Origin of the sequence: Klebsiella sp. GG_Kp175 (assembly GCF_040062325.1) — a bacterium.
GTDB classification, from domain to species: domain Bacteria; phylum Pseudomonadota; class Gammaproteobacteria; order Enterobacterales; family Enterobacteriaceae; genus Klebsiella; species Klebsiella quasipneumoniae.
Map to the genome: position 1 here is coordinate 38,514 of NZ_JBEAFX010000035.1, position 16,665 is coordinate 55,178.

The window sequence follows — 16,665 nt, forward strand, 5'->3', positions numbered from 1 at the left end:
ATAATCGTGCCATGTTTTTATTTGTATGTTTTTAAAGGATAAAAGCGGTTTTTTGGACGCTTTTTGCAGTGTTGAATGGGCAATTTATACAGTGTCGACAGGTTTGCCAGCCGACGCTGGCAACGGGGGTTAATGGTCGGGGTCAAAGGCGATCCACGGCTCCATGATTTCATAAATCATCAGCACTTCGGTAAGCGGCAGGATGATATTGTATTTACGGTTCAGGGCCTGGAAAAAGGTGTCGTGGACGGCGACAAACGCCTGCTGCGCCAGCGTCAGCTCCGCCTCTTCGCGGTGGCGTACGCCGTTGTTAACCATTACCCGCTCGATCATCAGGGCGATATGCATAAACAGATTGATGCGCAGATAGCTTTCAAAATGGATTTTGTAGAAGGCTTCATACTGTTTAATGACCGCTTCGACTTCATCAATAATCACCACCGGATTGAGGAAGTTGAGGCGGCTGGCGACGCCTTCGACGGTAAACAGCTTGACCACTTCATCAATCATGGGCTCCAGGCCGCCTTCCATCAGCAGCCCGTTGAAGTAGTCGCGTTTTAACACCAGCGTCTTTTCTTTAATCAACTGTTCCACGCTAAGCAGAGGAATATAGCCGGCTTCCAGATCGGTCGTGGTGATGATTAGCCGCGTACCGTTTAGCGCCGGGTCGGCGTGGGCGATTTTCCATTTCAGATCGTCATACTCCATCGTAATAATGTCGATCTCATCCTGGGCCAGGAAGCGCTGGACAATATCTTTTAGCTTGCGGGAGATCCCTTCGCCGGAGATACAGGAGATAATAATTTTATTGCCCGGTAACACGCCCGCGTAGTAGCGCGTTTCCACCTCGTACGCCCCTTTGGCGCTCTCAATAATCGCCTCCATCGACAGTTTATCCTGAATTTTGGCCGCAATATCGAGCGCCATGGCCGTACTGACGTTGTTGATAACCAACAGTTCGCCGTGCAGGTGGAGCTTAATCTCTTCGTAGATCTCTTTTAGCGACCCCATATCCACCAGAATAATCAGCCCCGCGCCTTGTTTAAGGCGGGAAACGTGGGCAATCAGCAGGTCGATGATCTCTCTGGTGGACGTCGCGTTCGCCATGTCGAAGGCTTTAAAATAGTAGCCGCCGGTCAACTGGTTGGCGATCCCGGCGATGCTCGACGCCGTGGCGCGACCGTGGGACACGATAATGCCCTGAATCGGATCGTCTTCACCGGCGAGGGTGTGAAAAACGCAGCTTAACAGCGGCTGAAGCAGGGGGAGCGGCTGCTGGGTGACATGTTTGCTCAGCAAAGCGAGGCACTCTTCGGCCAGCAGCCGTGCCTTAGCGGAAACATAATCGGAAATGGTGTGCAGTTCGTCTGGGTCGAGCGCCTCCTCCGGAGCATGCAGCGCATAGCTCAGGCAGAGCCAGACCGCCTTGCGGATTTCCGGGTGACAGGAGACGCCGGTCAGGCTCTCCAGCTCCTCCAGCGCGTGAACGGTGTTCTGCCAGATATAGCCGCTGTAGAGCGACTCGGCGGCGACCGCGCCGCTGACGGTAGTCAGCAGCTGTTCAACTTTGCGATTCAGCAACAGCACGTTACCGCTGTGGCAAAAGTCGCGAAAAATCACCTCATCGCGCATCGCTTTGGGCAGCAGATGGCTGACATTCAGCGCATCTTCATGCGCGCTGGCGGCAATACGGATTATTTCGCCGCCGGACGCCGGGCCGCGTAGCGTGATGACGTCAGCCTCACGATTCTCGCTCCAGGCGCTGGCGCACATCACTTTGATCTGATTTTTTAACTCGCCAATATTGCCGCGCACCGGGGAGGTGACCAGCTGATGCATCAGCTGATTATCAAGATGGATATCCCGACGCAGGCTGCGCGCTTCCTGCTGCAAAAAGTGGCTGACCTGAGCGACGCGCTCGGTCAGCGGGCGCGAAATATAGTTGGGCAGCGTGACGCGCACCGGGATGCGGCGGCGGAAGGTGTTAAGCAGGACGGTATCGATATTTTCCGTGGTGGCGAAGATAAAGCGCAGCGACGCCGGATGGCGCGTACGGTTATCGCCAAGACGGTAGAAATACCCTTTATCCATAAACAGAAACAGCTTTTCCTGGTTCTCTGCCGAGAGACGATGCACTTCATCGAGAAACAGAAATCCGCCATCGGCATCATCAAAGGCGCCGCGTTTCTCGCGGTCAGCGCCGGTGAAAGCGCCGCGGGTATAGCCGAAAAGGGTTGCCGAAAGCAGCTCCGGATTGTTGGCGTAATCGGCGCAGTTAAGCTCAACGAATGGTTTGTCCGCTGCGATAACTCCGCGCTCGAGGGCGTACTGATAAATCAGCGTCGCCAGATGGCTTTTGCCGACGCCGCTCTCCCCGGAGAGCAGGACAGGCAAACCGTCATCGGGATAGTCCACCGCCGAGCGGCACAGCGCGACGGCGTCGGCCAGGCTCCCGTGCGCGCCAATCAGCGGCTGGAAGGCGTCGTGCTTTTTCGACACTACGCGAGATGGCTGAGTCTTATCCCCGCCGTTTTGTTGCACATAGAAGCGCACCGGACGGGTGTTTTCTTTACGCAGATAACCGTCATCGCATAGCCTGTTGAGGTAATGGCTGATAACGCTGCGGTTAACCTGCATAAAGTCCGCACAGTCCTGAGCCGTGAATCCTGCGGGTTTCCGTGCGTAGTGGGTGACTATTTTCTGGAATAATTTTTCTTTTGCCGACAGCGCCATTCTTCAATGCCCCGGATAGAGTAGAAAATAGCGTCGATTTTATTTCGACACTAGACACTACTGCTTTTGTTAGACACTGAGTACTTTCTACGGCATTAGATAAAAATGAAACCATGTTTTGATTAGAATGTGATGGAGATCGCCACAGATTTTATGGGATGTAAAAGCAGGAGACGCACTCGCGAACGACAGAAGAGCGCTATTGCCCGAACCGCGAACCTTCCTGACGCAAAAAAATGCGCTATTTATCACATTTCTGCTTTTTCATCTTCGCTGAGTTTATCGGTGAAAACGGGCGACCCGCCAGCGTCATTATCTCATTCGGCAACTTAATGATCTTAAAGAAAATAAAAAGATAATTGTTAAGTCGATCTCATTTTATAAAAGAGATATGAATCACAAAAAATGAGAAAACAAACCCACTGTCAATATTAGGTGCGGAGGAATTTATAAGCATTATGTGATCTCCATTGCAAATACAAGTCTTGCAGTCAGGGAAAAATGTCGTCAGGCAAATGAGCGAGGAGGCGTCATGAAAATTGGCATCGTTATTAGCGGCGGGGATGTTTCGGGAATGAATAATTTTATATTCCAGATTGCCAGGCAGGCTGATGCCGACATCACGCTGTTTAATGGCGGTATTCCTGGCCTGCTGGAGAAAAATCATCAGGATATCGCGTGGCGCGATCTGGTTGATTTCTCTATTACCGCTGTGCCGATCATTACCTCCGGACGCACCAGTCGCAAACTGCAGCGCAGCGAATATGAAATGATTGCTAAAAAACTTAAATCGTTGCGTATTGACGTGCTTATTATGGCCGGGGGGGACGGCAGCCTGCAGTTTCTCAATACCCTAAGTGAATTTGATATTAATTGCTTTGGCGTGGGAATGACTATCGATAATGATGTGTATGGCAGTGATTATACGATTGGTTTTTCCACGGCCTGCGAGCAGATTATTAAAGAAGTCTCCCGTTTAAGAAATACCGGAAGAGCGCTGCCGGGGCGGGTTTTTATGGTTGAGATATTAGGAGGTTATTGTGGAGAACTAACGTTACAGTCCGCCATTAAATGCAATGCGGATATTGCCCTGATCCCGGAGGCGCAGATGCCGCTGGCCATGCTTGCGGAACGGATTACCCGGAAGCTGAGCACGCAGAACAGCGTCGTTATCCTCTGCTCAGAAGGCTACACCAAAGAGTACTCTCCCGGCTTTCAGGGAGCGATTGATACCATGATCAAACAGCTGGAACCGCAAATTGGCGTCCGTATCCGTAAAACGATTGTCGGCTATGGCTTACGCAGCGGTGAACCGACCTGTGAAGAGATTTATCAGGGCACCATTATGGCCAGTGAGGTGGTTCGCTGTATTCAGTCAGGTATGAAAAATAAAGCTATAATAATTAATTCCAGTAATAAACCTATTCCGATTGATTTAGTCAGTATGAAAAAACGTCTGGTCGATACTGAAGGACATCATTATAAACTTGCCAAGCAACTCAATATTATTTGAGGAGACCCTCCATGCTGAAAATTTTATGCGTATGTGGCTGCGGCCTCGGTTCAAGCTTTGCCATTGAAATGACGGCGAAGGCAGTTTTAAAAAAGCTGGAAATTCCCGCTCATATTGAACACACCACCGTATCCGAAGCCGGAGCCTTTAAATCGGATATGATTTTGACGCAAAAAACCTTTGCCGACATCTTAACCGCCGATGCTACTGAAGAGGAAATTAAACGCGTCGTGGTGCTCAATAAGCTTACGGATAAAGAGGAAATTGAAACCAAGATCGTCGCATTCTTAAAAGAACGTCATCTGAAGGTGGCTGATTATGAATAGCTTCGTTGCGTTTATCGTTAAGGATTTACTTGGCCAGGCATCCATTCTTATTGCTTTTATTGCCATGCTTGGCCTGATCCTGCAAAAGAAATCGCCGGGCAAAACCGCGGAAGGGACGTTTAAAACGCTGCTTGGCTTCTTAATTATGATGGCGGGGATCAACATCATTGTCGCCACGCTAACCTTTCTGAACGATATCTTCACCCAGGGATTTGGCATGAAAGGCTATATTACCGATGTGGCCGCCATCGCCGGGTTAGCGAATCGGGAATTAGGTTCGGAAGTGGCGCTGACGCTGCTGGTGATCTTTGCCGTCAATATTATTATCGCCCGTCTGACGCCGCTTAAATATATTTTCCTGACCGGCCAGGCGCTGCTGTGGATGGCGACGATCGGCGCCGTGATTGGCTATAAGTCCGGGCTCACCGGCGTACCGCTGATTTTAACCGGGGGCATCTTCGGCGGCGTGATGGCGGTGTTAATGCCGGCCCTGGCGCAGCCGGTGGTCAGGCGCATTACCGGATCTGACGACGTGGCCCTGGGGCACTTCTGTACCATCGGTTATCTGGTGCAGGCCGCCGTCGCAAAGGTCGTCGGCAAAGGCTCCCGCTCCACGGAAGATCTCGAGCTGCCTGATAACTTTAAGTTTCTGCAGGATACCTATCTGGCCATGGCGGTGGTGATGGTGCCGATGTATCTCATCCCGGCTATCGCGGCGGGCCCCCATTATATCGCGCAGTTCTCCGGCGGGATTAACTACCTGATGTATGCCTTTATGCAGTCCATTCAGTTTGTCGCCGGGGTCTTTGTCCTCTATAGCGGCGTGCGTTTATTGCTCAATGAGCTGGTGCCGGCCTTTCGCGGTATTGCGATGCGTATTGTCCCGGATGCGAAGCCGGCTCTTGATTGCCCGGTACTGTTTCCTTATGCGCCGAATGCGGTGATTGTCGGATTTCTGGCGACGACCGTCGGCTCGATTATCGGCATGCTGGTTTTCCCGATGTTCGGTCTGGCGATGATCCTCCCCGGGCTGTTAACCAACTTTTTCGCCGGCGGCACGGCAGGGGTTTTTGGCAACGCGCTGGGCGGACGCCGCGGGGCGATGATCGGCGGGGTTATTCACGGTCTGTTTATCACGTTTCTGCCGGCCATTCTGGTGCCCATGCTGGAGAGCTATGGCTTTACGGGCGTCACCTTCAGCGACTCTGACGTCATCAGCTCGGGTCTGGTATTAGGCCACGCCTTCCAGAATAACTGGCTCTTTGTCGCCTTATTTATTGTGTTTGTCGCCGCACTGGCATGGTTTGTCAACGGGAAATCCGCTAAGCCGAAAGGGGAAAATGTTCATGAGTCTGTATAATTTCAATGAGATTTTAAAAATTGCCCAAGCGAGAAATTTTAAAGCGATTGGCTCGTTTAACTTGCACTGTATTGAGATGCTACCGGCGTTTTTCAAAGCCGCGCAAAACAGCCACAGCCCGTTAATGATCCAAATTTCAACCGGGACCGCGGAGTACCTCGGCTATCGTTTGCTGGTCGACGCCGTGCGTTCATTAGCGGACAGTGAAAATATTCCAGCCTGTCTGCATCTTGACCACTGCTCAGATATTAAGGCCATCGAGACGGCAATGAACGCGGGCTTTTCGTCGGTGATGTACGACGGCTCACATTTAAGCCTTGAGGAAAATATCGGTAATACGCGGATTGTGGTGGAGATGGCCCGCCCGCGCAATATTACGGTAGAAGGCGAACTGGGGGCGATCGGCGGGTCAGAGGATGGAAAAGCGGTGGCGGCGGAAGATATCTGTTTTACCACCGTCGAAGACGCGAAACGCTTTGTGGAAGAGACCCAGGTCGATATGCTGGCCGTTTCGGTAGGCACCGTGCATGGCCTCTACACCGGTAAAGCGCAGATACAGCACCAACGGCTGAAACAGATTAGCGCGGCGACCGGCGTGCCGCTGGTGCTGCATGGCGGTACCGGCGTCAGCGATGAGGATATGCGGCTGGCCGTCACCGAAGGGATTAATAAAGTGAACGTCGGGACGGAAATGAACGTGCAGTGGGTTGACCGCTGTAAAACGACGTTTGAGAAAGGGAAGGTGAATGACAGCGTGCGGAAATTCTTAATTCCCGCCAACCAGGCGGTCACTGATGTCTTAATGGAAAAAATGGCGTTATTTAAATAACGTTTTCTCCTTTACTCTCTATTTCATTGCCCTGTCTTCCGCCAAGGAGGGAACTTGCTATGTTTGAATCATTGAAAACGTTGTGGAAAAAAGAGCAAACCCCGCTGCAGGATTATGATCAACAGTCCCGTCAGTTGGCGGAGGAAATTGCCAGGCTGGAGGGCGAACTACAGCGCCAGCCTGGCAATAGCGAGGTGCAAAAAACATTGATGCTGACTTACAACCGGGCGCTATCGATATATGCCAAAAGCACCGCCCACCGGCAGGATATCGATACGCTGTTTCTGCAGATTGATAATTTACGCAATATTATTCGCCGCAATATTTAGGAATACAGAATGACCATAAAAGAACTGCTTATTGAGGCCGATGCCATTCAGGTTGGCGTTGTGGAGTCCGACTGGCAGCGGGTAATAAAGCTGGCTGCCCGCCCGCTGGAGGCAAAAGGCTTTATTTCGACGGAATATAGCCAGGCGGTGATCGACAATACCCTGAACTATGGCGCCTATTACGTCTTCGATGAAGGTATTGCTATCCCCCATGCCCGACCCGAGTGCGGCGTCAGACGCAACTGCTTTAGCCTGGTGCTGCTGGAAAAGCCGATTCCTTTTGCGGACAGTGAAAAAGCCGACATTGTCATTATGTTTGGCGCCCGGGACAGCAATGCGCATATCGAGGAGGGGATCCGCTCCATCGTCGCGCTGCTGGATAACAATGACACGATGGCCAAACTGCGGATGGCCCGCAGCCGGGAGGAGGTTGTCGCATTACTATGAACAGACATCTGACCCCAGTCTGCAAAACGGCTATTTTAATCAACGGCATTCCGGCCTCGGGGAAGAGTACCATCACCCGTTTGCTGGCGGAGACCTTCAGCCTGCCGGTATTGACGATCGACGGCATCAAAGAGCCGTTTATGGCGCGTCTGGCTCCGGTCGACCGGCCAATGAATCGCCAGCTGGGCTGTGCGGCGTATGAGGTGATCTGGTCGATTGTCGCCGCGTCGCCTGCCAGTATGGTCTGGTTGATCGACGCCTGGTTCGGCTTTCAGCCCCGGGAGACCTTGCAAAAATTGCTGCGGCAGGCGGGCGTGGAGCAGGTGATTGAGATCTGGAACCATATCTCCCCCGAGCTGGCGGTCGCGCGCTATGCCTCGCGGCTGGCGACGCGGCCGCCGGGCCACCCCGGCGAAGAGTATCTGCCGGAGCTGGCCCAGCTGGCCGGGCGCGCGCAGCCCATGTCTTTAGGGCCCCTTTTGACGATAGACCAGCAGCGCCCGCTGGAGATAACGGCGGTTATTCACTGGCTCGAAGGCACAATTAGCGGACAACGCACCGGTTTGGCGAATTACGCCTACCCGTCCTAGGACATACCCGCCAGCCGCAGCAGCGCCGTCACCACCGCCGCGGCGATAATCACGCCGATCAGCGGCACCTTGCGCCAGGCGAGAAACACAGCGACAGCCACGCCCAGAACGCGCGCCATGCCGGCGAAATGCGGGCCTTCATAGAAAGTGGTGGCCAGGGCGACGGAAAAAAGCAGCACCGTCGCCGCATCGGAAAGCAGCGCCTGCGAGCGCTCGGAAAATGCCAGCCGATTACCAAGCTTCGCTCCGCCAAGACGCATCAGATAGGTTCCCAGCGACAGGATGGCGATACCGGCGATAAACAGCGTCATATTGCCCATTATTTTTTCCTCGACAGTAAACCAAACAACGAGAGCAGCACCGGCAGCCCGGTAGGCGCAAACGGCACGGCAGCAAGCGCCAGCGCGGCGCCGCTGACGGCGCGGATCAGCGTGGTACGGTTTTTAAAGGCCGGGATCACCAGCGCTAGCAGGATTGCCGGGAAGACCGCGTCAAGCCCGATGGTTTCCGGCGCCGGCAGCAGTTTGCCGACGGCGACGCCGGTGAGCGTACCCAAAGGCCAGATCAGCGCTACGCCGGCGCCGCACAGCCAGTAGGCCGCTTTGCGCTGCGCGGGGGTGGGCTGCGACAAGCCAAAGACCACGCTCTCGTCGTTCATTATGTGGCATCCGATAAAGCTTAAGGCGCGCCGACCAACCAGTTCTCGCACAGTCACCCCGAAAGGGATATGGCGCGCGTTGACTAACAGGCCAGCGGCGGCGGCGGCCAGCGGGCTACCGCCGCTGGCGACAATACCGATAAACATAAATTCAGAGGCGCCCGCCAGCACGGACACCGAAAGTACGAGCGGCACCCATAAGGGGAAGCCGTAAGCCACCGCCAGCGACCCATAGGACATGCCTACCACCCCGACGGCGAGGCAAACTAAAACAATCGCTTTTATCGTGTCTCCGCTGAGACTGGAGAGAGTTTGTTTCATATCACTTAGCCATATCGAACGAATTTCCATTATAATGAACACATAATGATCGTTTTTCAAGGCGAACAAATCGTTCGATATAAAAAACAAGGGGCGGGTATGACACAGCCAATCAGCGTTATCGCCAAAAGTCTGGTGCGGGAGCGGGCGCGGACCGGGCTTTCGCTGGCGGAAGTCGCGCGTCGGGCGGGTATCGCAAAATCCACGCTATCGCAACTGGAGTCCGGCAACGGTAATCCGAGTCTGGAAACGCTGTGGTCGCTCTGCGTAGCGCTGGATATTCCATTTGCCAGGCTGCTTGAGCCGCAGGTGAACAAAACGCAGGTGATCCGCCGCGGCGAGGGGACAAAAGTAGTGGCGGAGCAGGCGAACTATCAGGCTATTTTGCTGGCCGCCTGTCCACCCGGCGCGCGTCGGGACATTTATTTGCTGCTCACCCAGCCCGGCGCCGACCGCATTTCGCATCCGCATCCGCCAGGCTCGGTGGAACATATTATCGTGACCCAGGGGCGGGCGCGGGTAGGGCTGACGTCGGCGCCGGAAGAGCTCGGCGAGGGCGACTATATCTGCTATCCGGCGGATCAGGAGCATGTGTTTCAGGCCCTGGAGCCGGATACGCAGGCCCTGCTGATCGCTGAGCAAAACTGACATCGCACCGGCGGGCGTCGCGCTCTCGCTGGACGCCATAGCCGTATTGCGGGACACTAGCCGCATTCTTCCGCGAAGACAGGCATACCTATGTCGCTGAAAGCCATTGCTAAAGAACTTGGGATCTCGGTAACGACCGTCAGCCGCGCGTTAAACGGCTATGATGATGTGTCGCAGGAGACCCGTGCTCGCGTGGAGGCTGAAGCGCAGCGTCGCGGATATCGGCCAAACACGTTCGCGCGTCGCCTGAAAATGGGCAAAATCGACGCCGTTGGCCTCGTTTTCCCCGTGCGCCCCGCGCCGCTGAATAACAACGTCTTTCTCGAAATGGTGGGAGAAATCAGCCACGAGCTGGCGCGCTATGAGATTGATTTACTGCTGATCGCCGATGATGAACAGGCCGATAAACACGGCTATATGCGCATGGTGCAGAGCCGTCGCGTCGATGCGCTGATCGTCGCGCATACCCTGGACGACGACCCGCGCCTGATTCAGCTGCTCTCTTCCGGCTTTCCTTTTCTCGCGCTGGGCCGTAGCCGCCTGCCGCAGCCCTACGCCTGGTTTGATTTCGATAACCAGGCGGGCACGTATCGCGCCACCCGTCATCTGATTAGCCAGGGGCACCGGCGCATCGCGCTGCTGAGCGAAAATAATAATCAGGCGTTTATTACCCAACGCCGCAACGGTTACCTGGAAGCGCTGCGCGAAGCGGGCCTGGCGGAAACCTGGCTGCGCAGCGTGCCGCCCACCCGCCGCGGCGGGTTTCAGACAACGATGGAGCTGCTGCGCTTGCCTGAACCGCCAACGGCGATTGTCACCGACTGCAATACCCATGGCGACGGCGCGGCGATGGCCCTGGCTCAGCTCGGACGTCTTACCGGCGCCGATCGCGTCTCACTGGTGGTCTACGACGGTTTGCCGCAGGATAGCATCATCGACACCCCGGTGGGCGCGGTGGTTCAATCCACCCGACAGGGGGTGGGCCGCCAGATAGCCACGATGGTCCGCCGCTTAATTGCCGGCGAAGATCTGACCTCGCTTCAGGTGCTCTGGCAGCCCGAATTCATTCCCGGCGAAACCGCCTGATAATTCTCTCCACAGATTAATTTCCTGAACTCGATCACGGATCCGAAACGTTTTGGTTGGCGTCCGAAACGTTTCGGATCAACAGTAAGACATTCCTTGATATGGAGATGTCTAATGTCAGATTCGATTATACGCCTGCAAAGCGCAACGGTTGACGTGGTGATCAAAGCCCGCCCTTTCGCCGAAATTATCTACTGGGGGCCGCATTTAAGCCACTTTTCGCCGCAGGATGCCGACAGCCTGACGCGACCGGTCGCCAATGGCCGCCTCGATGTCGATTCCCCGGTCACTTTAATGGCGGAACTGGGCCATGGTCTGTTTGGCGCGCCGGGCATTGAAGGCCATCGCCAGGGGCTGGATGCCTCGCCGATTTTCGCCACCAGCGAAGTGCGGCACGAGGGCCAGACGCTAACCCTGGTCAGCGAAGACCCGCATGCCGGCCTGCGTTTGTACAGCGAGATCGCATTGGATGCCAGCGGTGTGTTGAGCGTGCGCCATGGCGTGACCAATCTGCGCATCAGCCCATGGCAGGTGGATCGCCTGGCGGTCACGCTGCCGGTCGCCGAACGCGCTCGTGAGGTAATGGCTTTCCATGGCCGCTGGATCCGCGAGTTTCAGCCTCACCGCCTGACCCTGGAGCACGACAGCTTTGTGCTGGAGAACCGCCGCGGGCGCACCTCTCACGAACATTTCCCGGCCCTGATCACCGGCAGCCACGCCTTTAGCGAGATGCAGGGTGAAGTCTGGGGCGTGCATCTGGCCTGGAGCGGTAATCATCGCCTGCGGGCGGAGGTGAAAACCGATGGCCGCCGCTATCTGCAGGCCGAGGCGCTCTATCTGCCGGGCGAAATGGCGCTGGCAGAAGGGGAAACCTTGTGGACGCCTTACCTGTATGCCAGCTACTCGGCGAACGGGCTGAACGGCATGAGCCAGCAGTTCCATCGTTATCTGCGCGAACGGATTATTCGCTTCCCGGGCAACAAGCCGCGCCCGGTGCATCTCAACACCTGGGAGGGGATCTATTTCGACCACGATCCGGACTACATCATGCGCATGGCGGATGAAGCGGCGGCCCTGGGCGTGGAGCGTTTTATCATTGACGACGGCTGGTTTAAAGGACGCAACGACGACTGGGCGGCGCTCGGCGACTGGTATCTCGATGAGAAAAAATACCCCCACGGCCTGACGCCGGTTATCAACCACGTGAAATCGCTGGGGATGGAGTTCGGTATCTGGGTGGAGCCTGAGATGATTAACCCGGATTCCGATCTGTATCGGGCACACCCTGATTGGGTGCTGGCGCTTCCGGGCTATACGCCGCTTCCCGGGCGTCATCAGTTTGTCCTGAACCTGAATATTCCGGAAGCCTTTGATTATCTGCTGGAGCGGATGAGCTGGCTGCTGGGCGAACACGCGGTGGACTACGTGAAATGGGATATGAACCGCGAGCTGGTGCAGCCGGGCCATAACGGCAAAGCCGCCGCCGATGCGCAGACTCGCCAGTTCTACCGCCTGCTGGATACGCTGGTGGCCCGCTTCCCGCATATTGAATTTGAATCCTGCTCCTCCGGCGGCGGTCGTATCGATTATGAAGTCCTCAAGCGCAGCCATCGCTTCTGGGCTTCTGACAACAATGACGCCCTTGAGCGCAACACCATCCAGCGCGGCATGAGCTACTTCTTCCCGCCGGAGGTGATGGGCGCGCATATCGGTAATCGCCACTGTCATGCCACCTTCCGCCAGCACAGTATCGCCTTCCGCGGCCTGACGGCGCTGTTCGGTCATATGGGGCTTGAGCTGGATCCGGTGAGCGCCGATGAAGAAGAGCGCGCCGGGTATAGGAAATACGCGGCTCTGCATAAGCAGTGGCGCGACGTGATCCATCACGGCGTGCAGTGGCGGATGGATATGCCGGACGCCACCACCCTTGCTCATGGCGTCGTCAGCCCGGATAAAGCGCAGGCGATTTTCCTCGTCAGCCAGCTGGCGATGCCGGACTACACCCTGATGGCGCCGCTGCGCCTGGCGGGGTTGGAGGCGAGCGCCCGCTATCAGGTGACGCTCCTCGATCATCCGAACATTCAGATCACCGGCGAGGGCGGCCACACCATGCGGAAGCTGCCGGCATGGATGACGACGCCGCAGACGGTGAGCGGTGAGTGGCTACAGCAGGCGGGGCTGGCGCTGCCCATCCTCGACCCGGAAAGCGCCATTCTGATTGGCCTGCAACGCGTGTGATGGTATCGGGCCGCGTCGCGGCCCTTCTTGAGGAAAATATAATGAACCCGACCGTCTGTACCCACAAAAACAACCCCAACTTCTGGATTTTCGGGCTGTTCTTCTTTCTCTACTTCTTCATCATGGCCACCTGCTTTCCGTTTCTGCCGATCTGGCTGTCGGATGTTATCGGCCTGAATAAAACTGAAACCGGCCTCGTTTTCTCCAGCCTGTCGCTGTTCGCCATCTGTTTCCAGCCGGTTCTCGGGGTGATCTCTGACAAGCTGGGGCTGAAAAAACATCTGATGTGGATCGTGACCGTTCTGCTGGTGCTGATTGCTCCCTTCTTCCTCTATGTTTTCGCGCCGCTGCTGAAAACCAACATCTGGCTCGGGGCGCTGAGCGGCGGCGCCTATATCGGCTTTGTATTCTCCGCAGGCGCCGGCGCGATGGAGGCCTATATCGAACGGGTAAGCCGCAACAGCGGGTTTGAATACGGCAAGGCGCGCACCTTTGGTTGTCTGGGATGGGCGCTGTGCGCCACCACCGCCGGCATGCTGTTCAGCATTAATCCCGAATGGGTGTTCTGGATGGGGTCGGCCGCCGCGCTGCTGCTGGTGGTGCTGGTGGCTATCGCCAAACCGCAGGCCAGTCAGTCCGCGCAGGTAATGGACTCGCTCGGCGCCAATCGCCCGGCGATCGATTTAAAAACGGCGGTGCGCATGTTCCGTCAGCGGAAGATGTGGATGTTTATTCTGTATGTTATCGGCGTAGCCTGCGTGTATGACGTTTTCGATCAGCAGTTCGCCACCTTCTTCAAATCGTTCTTTGCGACCCCGGAAGCAGGCACCCGTGCCTTTGGTTTCGCCACCACCGCGGGAGAAATATGTAACGCCATCATTATGTTCAGCTCGCCGTGGATTATTAACCGCATCGGAGCGAAGAATATCCTGCTGATCGCCGGGATGGTGATGGCGGCCAGAATGATTGGCTCTTCCTTCGCCACCACCGCCGCGGAAGTGGTGGCGCTGAAGATGCTCCATGCGCTGGAAGTGCCGTTCCTGCTGGTGGGCGCCTTTAAATACATCACCGGCGTGTTTGATGTCCGGCTGTCGGCGACCATTTATCTGGTGGGCTTCCAGTTCGCCAAACAGGTGGCGGCGATCTTCCTCTCCGCCTTCGCCGGCAATATGTATGATCGGATCGGCTTCCAGGAGACCTATATGATCCTCGGCGGAATAGCCCTGACGGTCACCTTAATATCCGCGTTTACGTTAGCGGGCAAGGCGAAAAGTGAGCCGCTGCGCGATAATGCGATGACCGTTTAATTATCAACATTCCGTGGCACAGGGTGGTGCCTGACAGAGAAGGAAGATGTCATGATGGATATGAAAAAACGTATGAACAGCGGTGAGCTTTACCTGGATGCAGGATATGGCTTGCCGGAGCAGCGGCTGATGGGTAAAGCGCGGGCCTATGAATATAATCATTCGCATCCGTTTAATCAGGAATTGCGCAACGATATTATTCAGCGCATGTTCGCGAAAGTCGGCGAACAATGCTGGATAGAGCCGCCGATCAATATTGCCTATGGGATCCATACGACGATTGGTGATAATTTTTATGCCAATTTTAACCTCACGCTGGTCGACGATGCGGACATTATCATCGGCAATAACGTCATGTTTGCGCCAAATGTCACTATCTCCACCGCCGGGCATCCCATCCACCCCGCGCTGCGCCATACGCATCAACAGTTTTCATTACCGGTAGTGATTGAAGATGGGGTCTGGTTAGGCACGGGGGTGATTATTAATCCCGGGGTAACGATTGGCCAGAATTCAGTCATAGGCGCGGGCAGTGTGGTAAATCGCTCTATACCGGCGAATGTGGTTGCCGCTGGCGTACCTTGCCGGGTATTAAGAGAAATTACCGATGCGGATAAAGACAAATACGCACTTTTCCCCGGATGATGGACGAGAGAAACAGGGGAGCGTAAAGGATCGTGTCCCCTGTTTTGCATTATCGCCGTTGAACCGGCCTCCAGCCCGCATGGGGGGAGGCCGGGGAAGGTACTCTCCGGCGTCGCGGGGTTTCACGCCAGATAAAACACTTCTTTGAGCTCCGCGCTCAGCGGGCTGTTGTCCGGGTTGCTGGGCATCACCTCGCGCATGTATTTCCACCAGCGCTGGCACACTTCCGTGCTGGCGACCGCCTCCCAGCGGGCTTCCGACTCAATCTCCACCGTGGCGAACAGCAGGTTGCGCTCTTTATCGAGATAAATGGCGTAGTGGTGCGCGCCGTGCGTTTTCAGCACCGCCTCCAGCTCCGGCCAGATGGGGTTGTGGCGACGTGCATACTCCTCGTGCGCGTCAGGGTTCACCTGCATCACAAAGGCTTTGCGGATCATAATGCCTCCAGATAGAGCTCGCGTACCTCATCGCGGCTGGCGGGGCGCGGGTTACACGGCGCGCACGGGTCGGCCAGCGCTTTGTCCAGCCAGCCTTCGATATCGGCTTTGCTGACGCCAAGCTGGCTGAAGCCCTGGGGGATCCCTACGCGTTTGCTCAGCGCGCGAATGGCGTTGATGGCCTCCATGCTGGCGGCTTCATCGCTCATGCCGTGGGTATCGACACCCATCGCCTGCGCCACGCGGGCGAAGCGCGCCACCGCGTTCGGGCGGTTAAAGTTTTCGATGATCGGCAGCAGGATGGCGTTGCACACTCCGTGTGGCAGGTTGTGGGTGGCGCCAGGCTGATGGGCCAGGGCGTGTACCAGCCCGAGGCCGGCGCTGTTGAACGCCATGCCCGCCAGATACTGGCCAAACGCCATCTGCTCGCGGGCCTGCAGATCGTGTCCCTCCTCTACCGCTTTTGGCAGCCACAGGTTGATCAGGCGGATGGCCTCGAGGGCGTTGGCGTCGGTGAGGGGATGGGCGCCAACGGAGACAAAGGCCTCGATGGCGTGGGTCAGGGCGTCCATGCCGGTGGCGGCGGTAACGGCTGGTGGGATGTCGAGCATCACGCTGGCGTCGTCGACGGCGATATCCGGGATCAGGTTCGGGTCGATAATCACCTCTTTTACCTGACGCTCGCTATCGATAATCACGGCGTTGCTGGTCATCTCCGCCGCCGTGCCGGCGGTGGTGTTGATGGCCACCAGCGGCACGCCAGCGTTTTTCACTTTGCCGACGCCGGAGTAGGCGGTGGAGGGGCCTGGGTTGGCGGTGAGGATTTTTATCGCTTTGGCGGTATCAATCGGGCTGCCGCCGCCGAAGGCGATCAGGTAATCGCAGCGGGCCGCCTGGTACGCCGCATAGCCTTGCTGCACCAGCGCTTCGGTGGGGTTGGGGAACACGTCGTCAAACAGCTGATAAGCCATCTGCTGTTCATCCAGCGCGGAAAACAGACTGTCCAGCAGGCCCAGCTTCACCAGTTGACCGTCGGTGACGATCAGCGCCTTGCCCCACTGTTTGCCCGCTACCAGCTTGACCATATCACCGATAGCGCCTGCGCCGTGGAGGCTGATTTTAGGTAGTGCCAACATAAAACTCATGATAATTCTCCTTAATGTTGATTTTGGGAAATCCGTTTCCCCTCATCCCGCCC

The 16,665-nt window shown here is 56.1% G+C and carries 17 protein-coding genes; 12 read left to right on the forward strand and 5 right to left on the reverse strand.

Annotated features, from left to right (window positions below; translation table 11 throughout):
* Positions 1-129 precede the first annotated feature (129 nt).
* The gene (locus ABLU73_RS24195; RefSeq protein ID WP_146410900.1) at positions 130-2,733 is read right to left on the reverse strand and encodes a sigma 54-interacting transcriptional regulator; all 2,604 of its coding nucleotides are present in this window, start codon (positions 2,731-2,733) and stop codon (positions 130-132) included.
* 532 nt (positions 2,734-3,265) lie between these two features.
* On the opposite strand from ABLU73_RS24195, the gene ABLU73_RS24200 reads away from it, so the two are divergent.
* From ABLU73_RS24200 to ABLU73_RS24230, 7 genes are read left to right on the forward strand one after another with little or no spacing between them, the layout of a single operon-like run.
* Positions 3,266-4,246 (forward strand): 6-phosphofructokinase, encoded by a 981-nt coding sequence (locus ABLU73_RS24200; RefSeq protein ID WP_243827321.1) that lies wholly within the window; start codon positions 3,266-3,268, stop codon positions 4,244-4,246.
* A gap of 11 nt (positions 4,247-4,257) precedes the next feature.
* Complete coding sequence (locus ABLU73_RS24205; protein WP_004203640.1) at positions 4,258-4,572, forward strand: PTS sugar transporter subunit IIB; 315 nt, start codon at positions 4,258-4,260, stop codon at positions 4,570-4,572.
* Positions 4,565-5,932 (forward strand): PTS sugar transporter subunit IIC, encoded by a 1,368-nt coding sequence (locus tag ABLU73_RS24210; RefSeq protein WP_108433430.1) that lies wholly within the window; start codon positions 4,565-4,567, stop codon positions 5,930-5,932. The genes ABLU73_RS24205 and ABLU73_RS24210 overlap by 8 nt, the downstream gene beginning before the upstream one ends.
* Positions 5,919-6,761, forward strand: coding sequence for a class II fructose-bisphosphate aldolase (locus ABLU73_RS24215; protein ID WP_025999201.1), 843 nt, complete (start codon positions 5,919-5,921; stop codon positions 6,759-6,761). The genes ABLU73_RS24210 and ABLU73_RS24215 overlap by 14 nt, the downstream gene beginning before the upstream one ends.
* Before the next feature lie 59 nt (positions 6,762-6,820).
* On the forward strand, positions 6,821-7,090 hold the full coding sequence (locus tag ABLU73_RS24220) for a hypothetical protein (protein ID WP_004203644.1): 270 nt from the start codon (positions 6,821-6,823) through the stop codon (positions 7,088-7,090).
* Between the two features lie 9 nt (positions 7,091-7,099).
* Positions 7,100-7,537: a PTS sugar transporter subunit IIA gene (locus ABLU73_RS24225; RefSeq protein ID WP_264924720.1), complete on the forward strand. Its 438-nt coding sequence runs from the start codon at positions 7,100-7,102 to the stop codon at positions 7,535-7,537.
* Positions 7,534-8,127, forward strand: coding sequence for an ATPase AAA (locus tag ABLU73_RS24230; protein WP_032455454.1), 594 nt, complete (start codon positions 7,534-7,536; stop codon positions 8,125-8,127). The genes ABLU73_RS24225 and ABLU73_RS24230 overlap by 4 nt, the downstream gene beginning before the upstream one ends.
* Here ABLU73_RS24230 and ABLU73_RS24235 read toward each other — a convergent pair.
* Together ABLU73_RS24235 and ABLU73_RS24240 are read right to left on the reverse strand one after the other, a co-directional pair.
* Positions 8,124-8,447 (reverse strand): AzlD domain-containing protein, encoded by a 324-nt coding sequence (locus tag ABLU73_RS24235; protein ID WP_032455455.1) that lies wholly within the window; start codon positions 8,445-8,447, stop codon positions 8,124-8,126. The genes ABLU73_RS24230 and ABLU73_RS24235 overlap by 4 nt on opposite strands.
* Positions 8,447-9,106 (reverse strand): AzlC family ABC transporter permease, encoded by a 660-nt coding sequence (locus tag ABLU73_RS24240; protein WP_348850475.1) that lies wholly within the window; start codon positions 9,104-9,106, stop codon positions 8,447-8,449. The genes ABLU73_RS24235 and ABLU73_RS24240 overlap by 1 nt, the downstream gene beginning before the upstream one ends.
* A gap of 99 nt (positions 9,107-9,205) precedes the next feature.
* Here ABLU73_RS24240 and ABLU73_RS24245 point away from each other — a divergent pair, with 99 nt between their 5' ends.
* From ABLU73_RS24245 to ABLU73_RS24265, 5 genes are all read left to right on the forward strand, one after another.
* Complete coding sequence (locus tag ABLU73_RS24245; protein WP_002882865.1) at positions 9,206-9,754, forward strand: helix-turn-helix domain-containing protein; 549 nt, start codon at positions 9,206-9,208, stop codon at positions 9,752-9,754.
* Between the two features lie 90 nt (positions 9,755-9,844).
* Positions 9,845-10,840, forward strand: a complete 996-nt coding sequence (locus ABLU73_RS24250) for a substrate-binding domain-containing protein (protein WP_032455457.1) — start codon at positions 9,845-9,847, stop codon at positions 10,838-10,840.
* Positions 10,841-10,954: 114 nt separating this feature from the next.
* The gene (locus tag ABLU73_RS24255) at positions 10,955-13,078 is read left to right on the forward strand and encodes an alpha-galactosidase (RefSeq protein ID WP_049116371.1); all 2,124 of its coding nucleotides are present in this window, start codon (positions 10,955-10,957) and stop codon (positions 13,076-13,078) included.
* A 41-nt stretch (positions 13,079-13,119) separates the two neighbouring features.
* A complete protein-coding gene (locus ABLU73_RS24260) occupies positions 13,120-14,385 on the forward strand; it encodes an MFS transporter (protein WP_264924718.1) in 1,266 nt (421 codons plus the stop codon).
* Positions 14,386-14,436: 51 nt separating this feature from the next.
* Positions 14,437-15,030, forward strand: coding sequence for a maltose acetyltransferase domain-containing protein (locus tag ABLU73_RS24265; protein WP_017899831.1), 594 nt, complete (start codon positions 14,437-14,439; stop codon positions 15,028-15,030).
* A gap of 122 nt (positions 15,031-15,152) precedes the next feature.
* Here ABLU73_RS24265 and rhaM read toward each other — a convergent pair whose 3' ends face one another.
* Positions 15,153-15,467, reverse strand: a complete 315-nt coding sequence (gene rhaM, locus ABLU73_RS24270) for an L-rhamnose mutarotase (protein ID WP_017899830.1) — start codon at positions 15,465-15,467, stop codon at positions 15,153-15,155.
* Entirely contained in the window at positions 15,464-16,612 is a 1,149-nt protein-coding gene (gene fucO / locus ABLU73_RS24275) for a lactaldehyde reductase (RefSeq protein WP_023319422.1), read from the reverse strand. Before fucO ends, rhaM begins: the two co-directional genes overlap by 4 nt.
* Between the last annotated feature and the right edge of the window lie 53 nt (positions 16,613-16,665).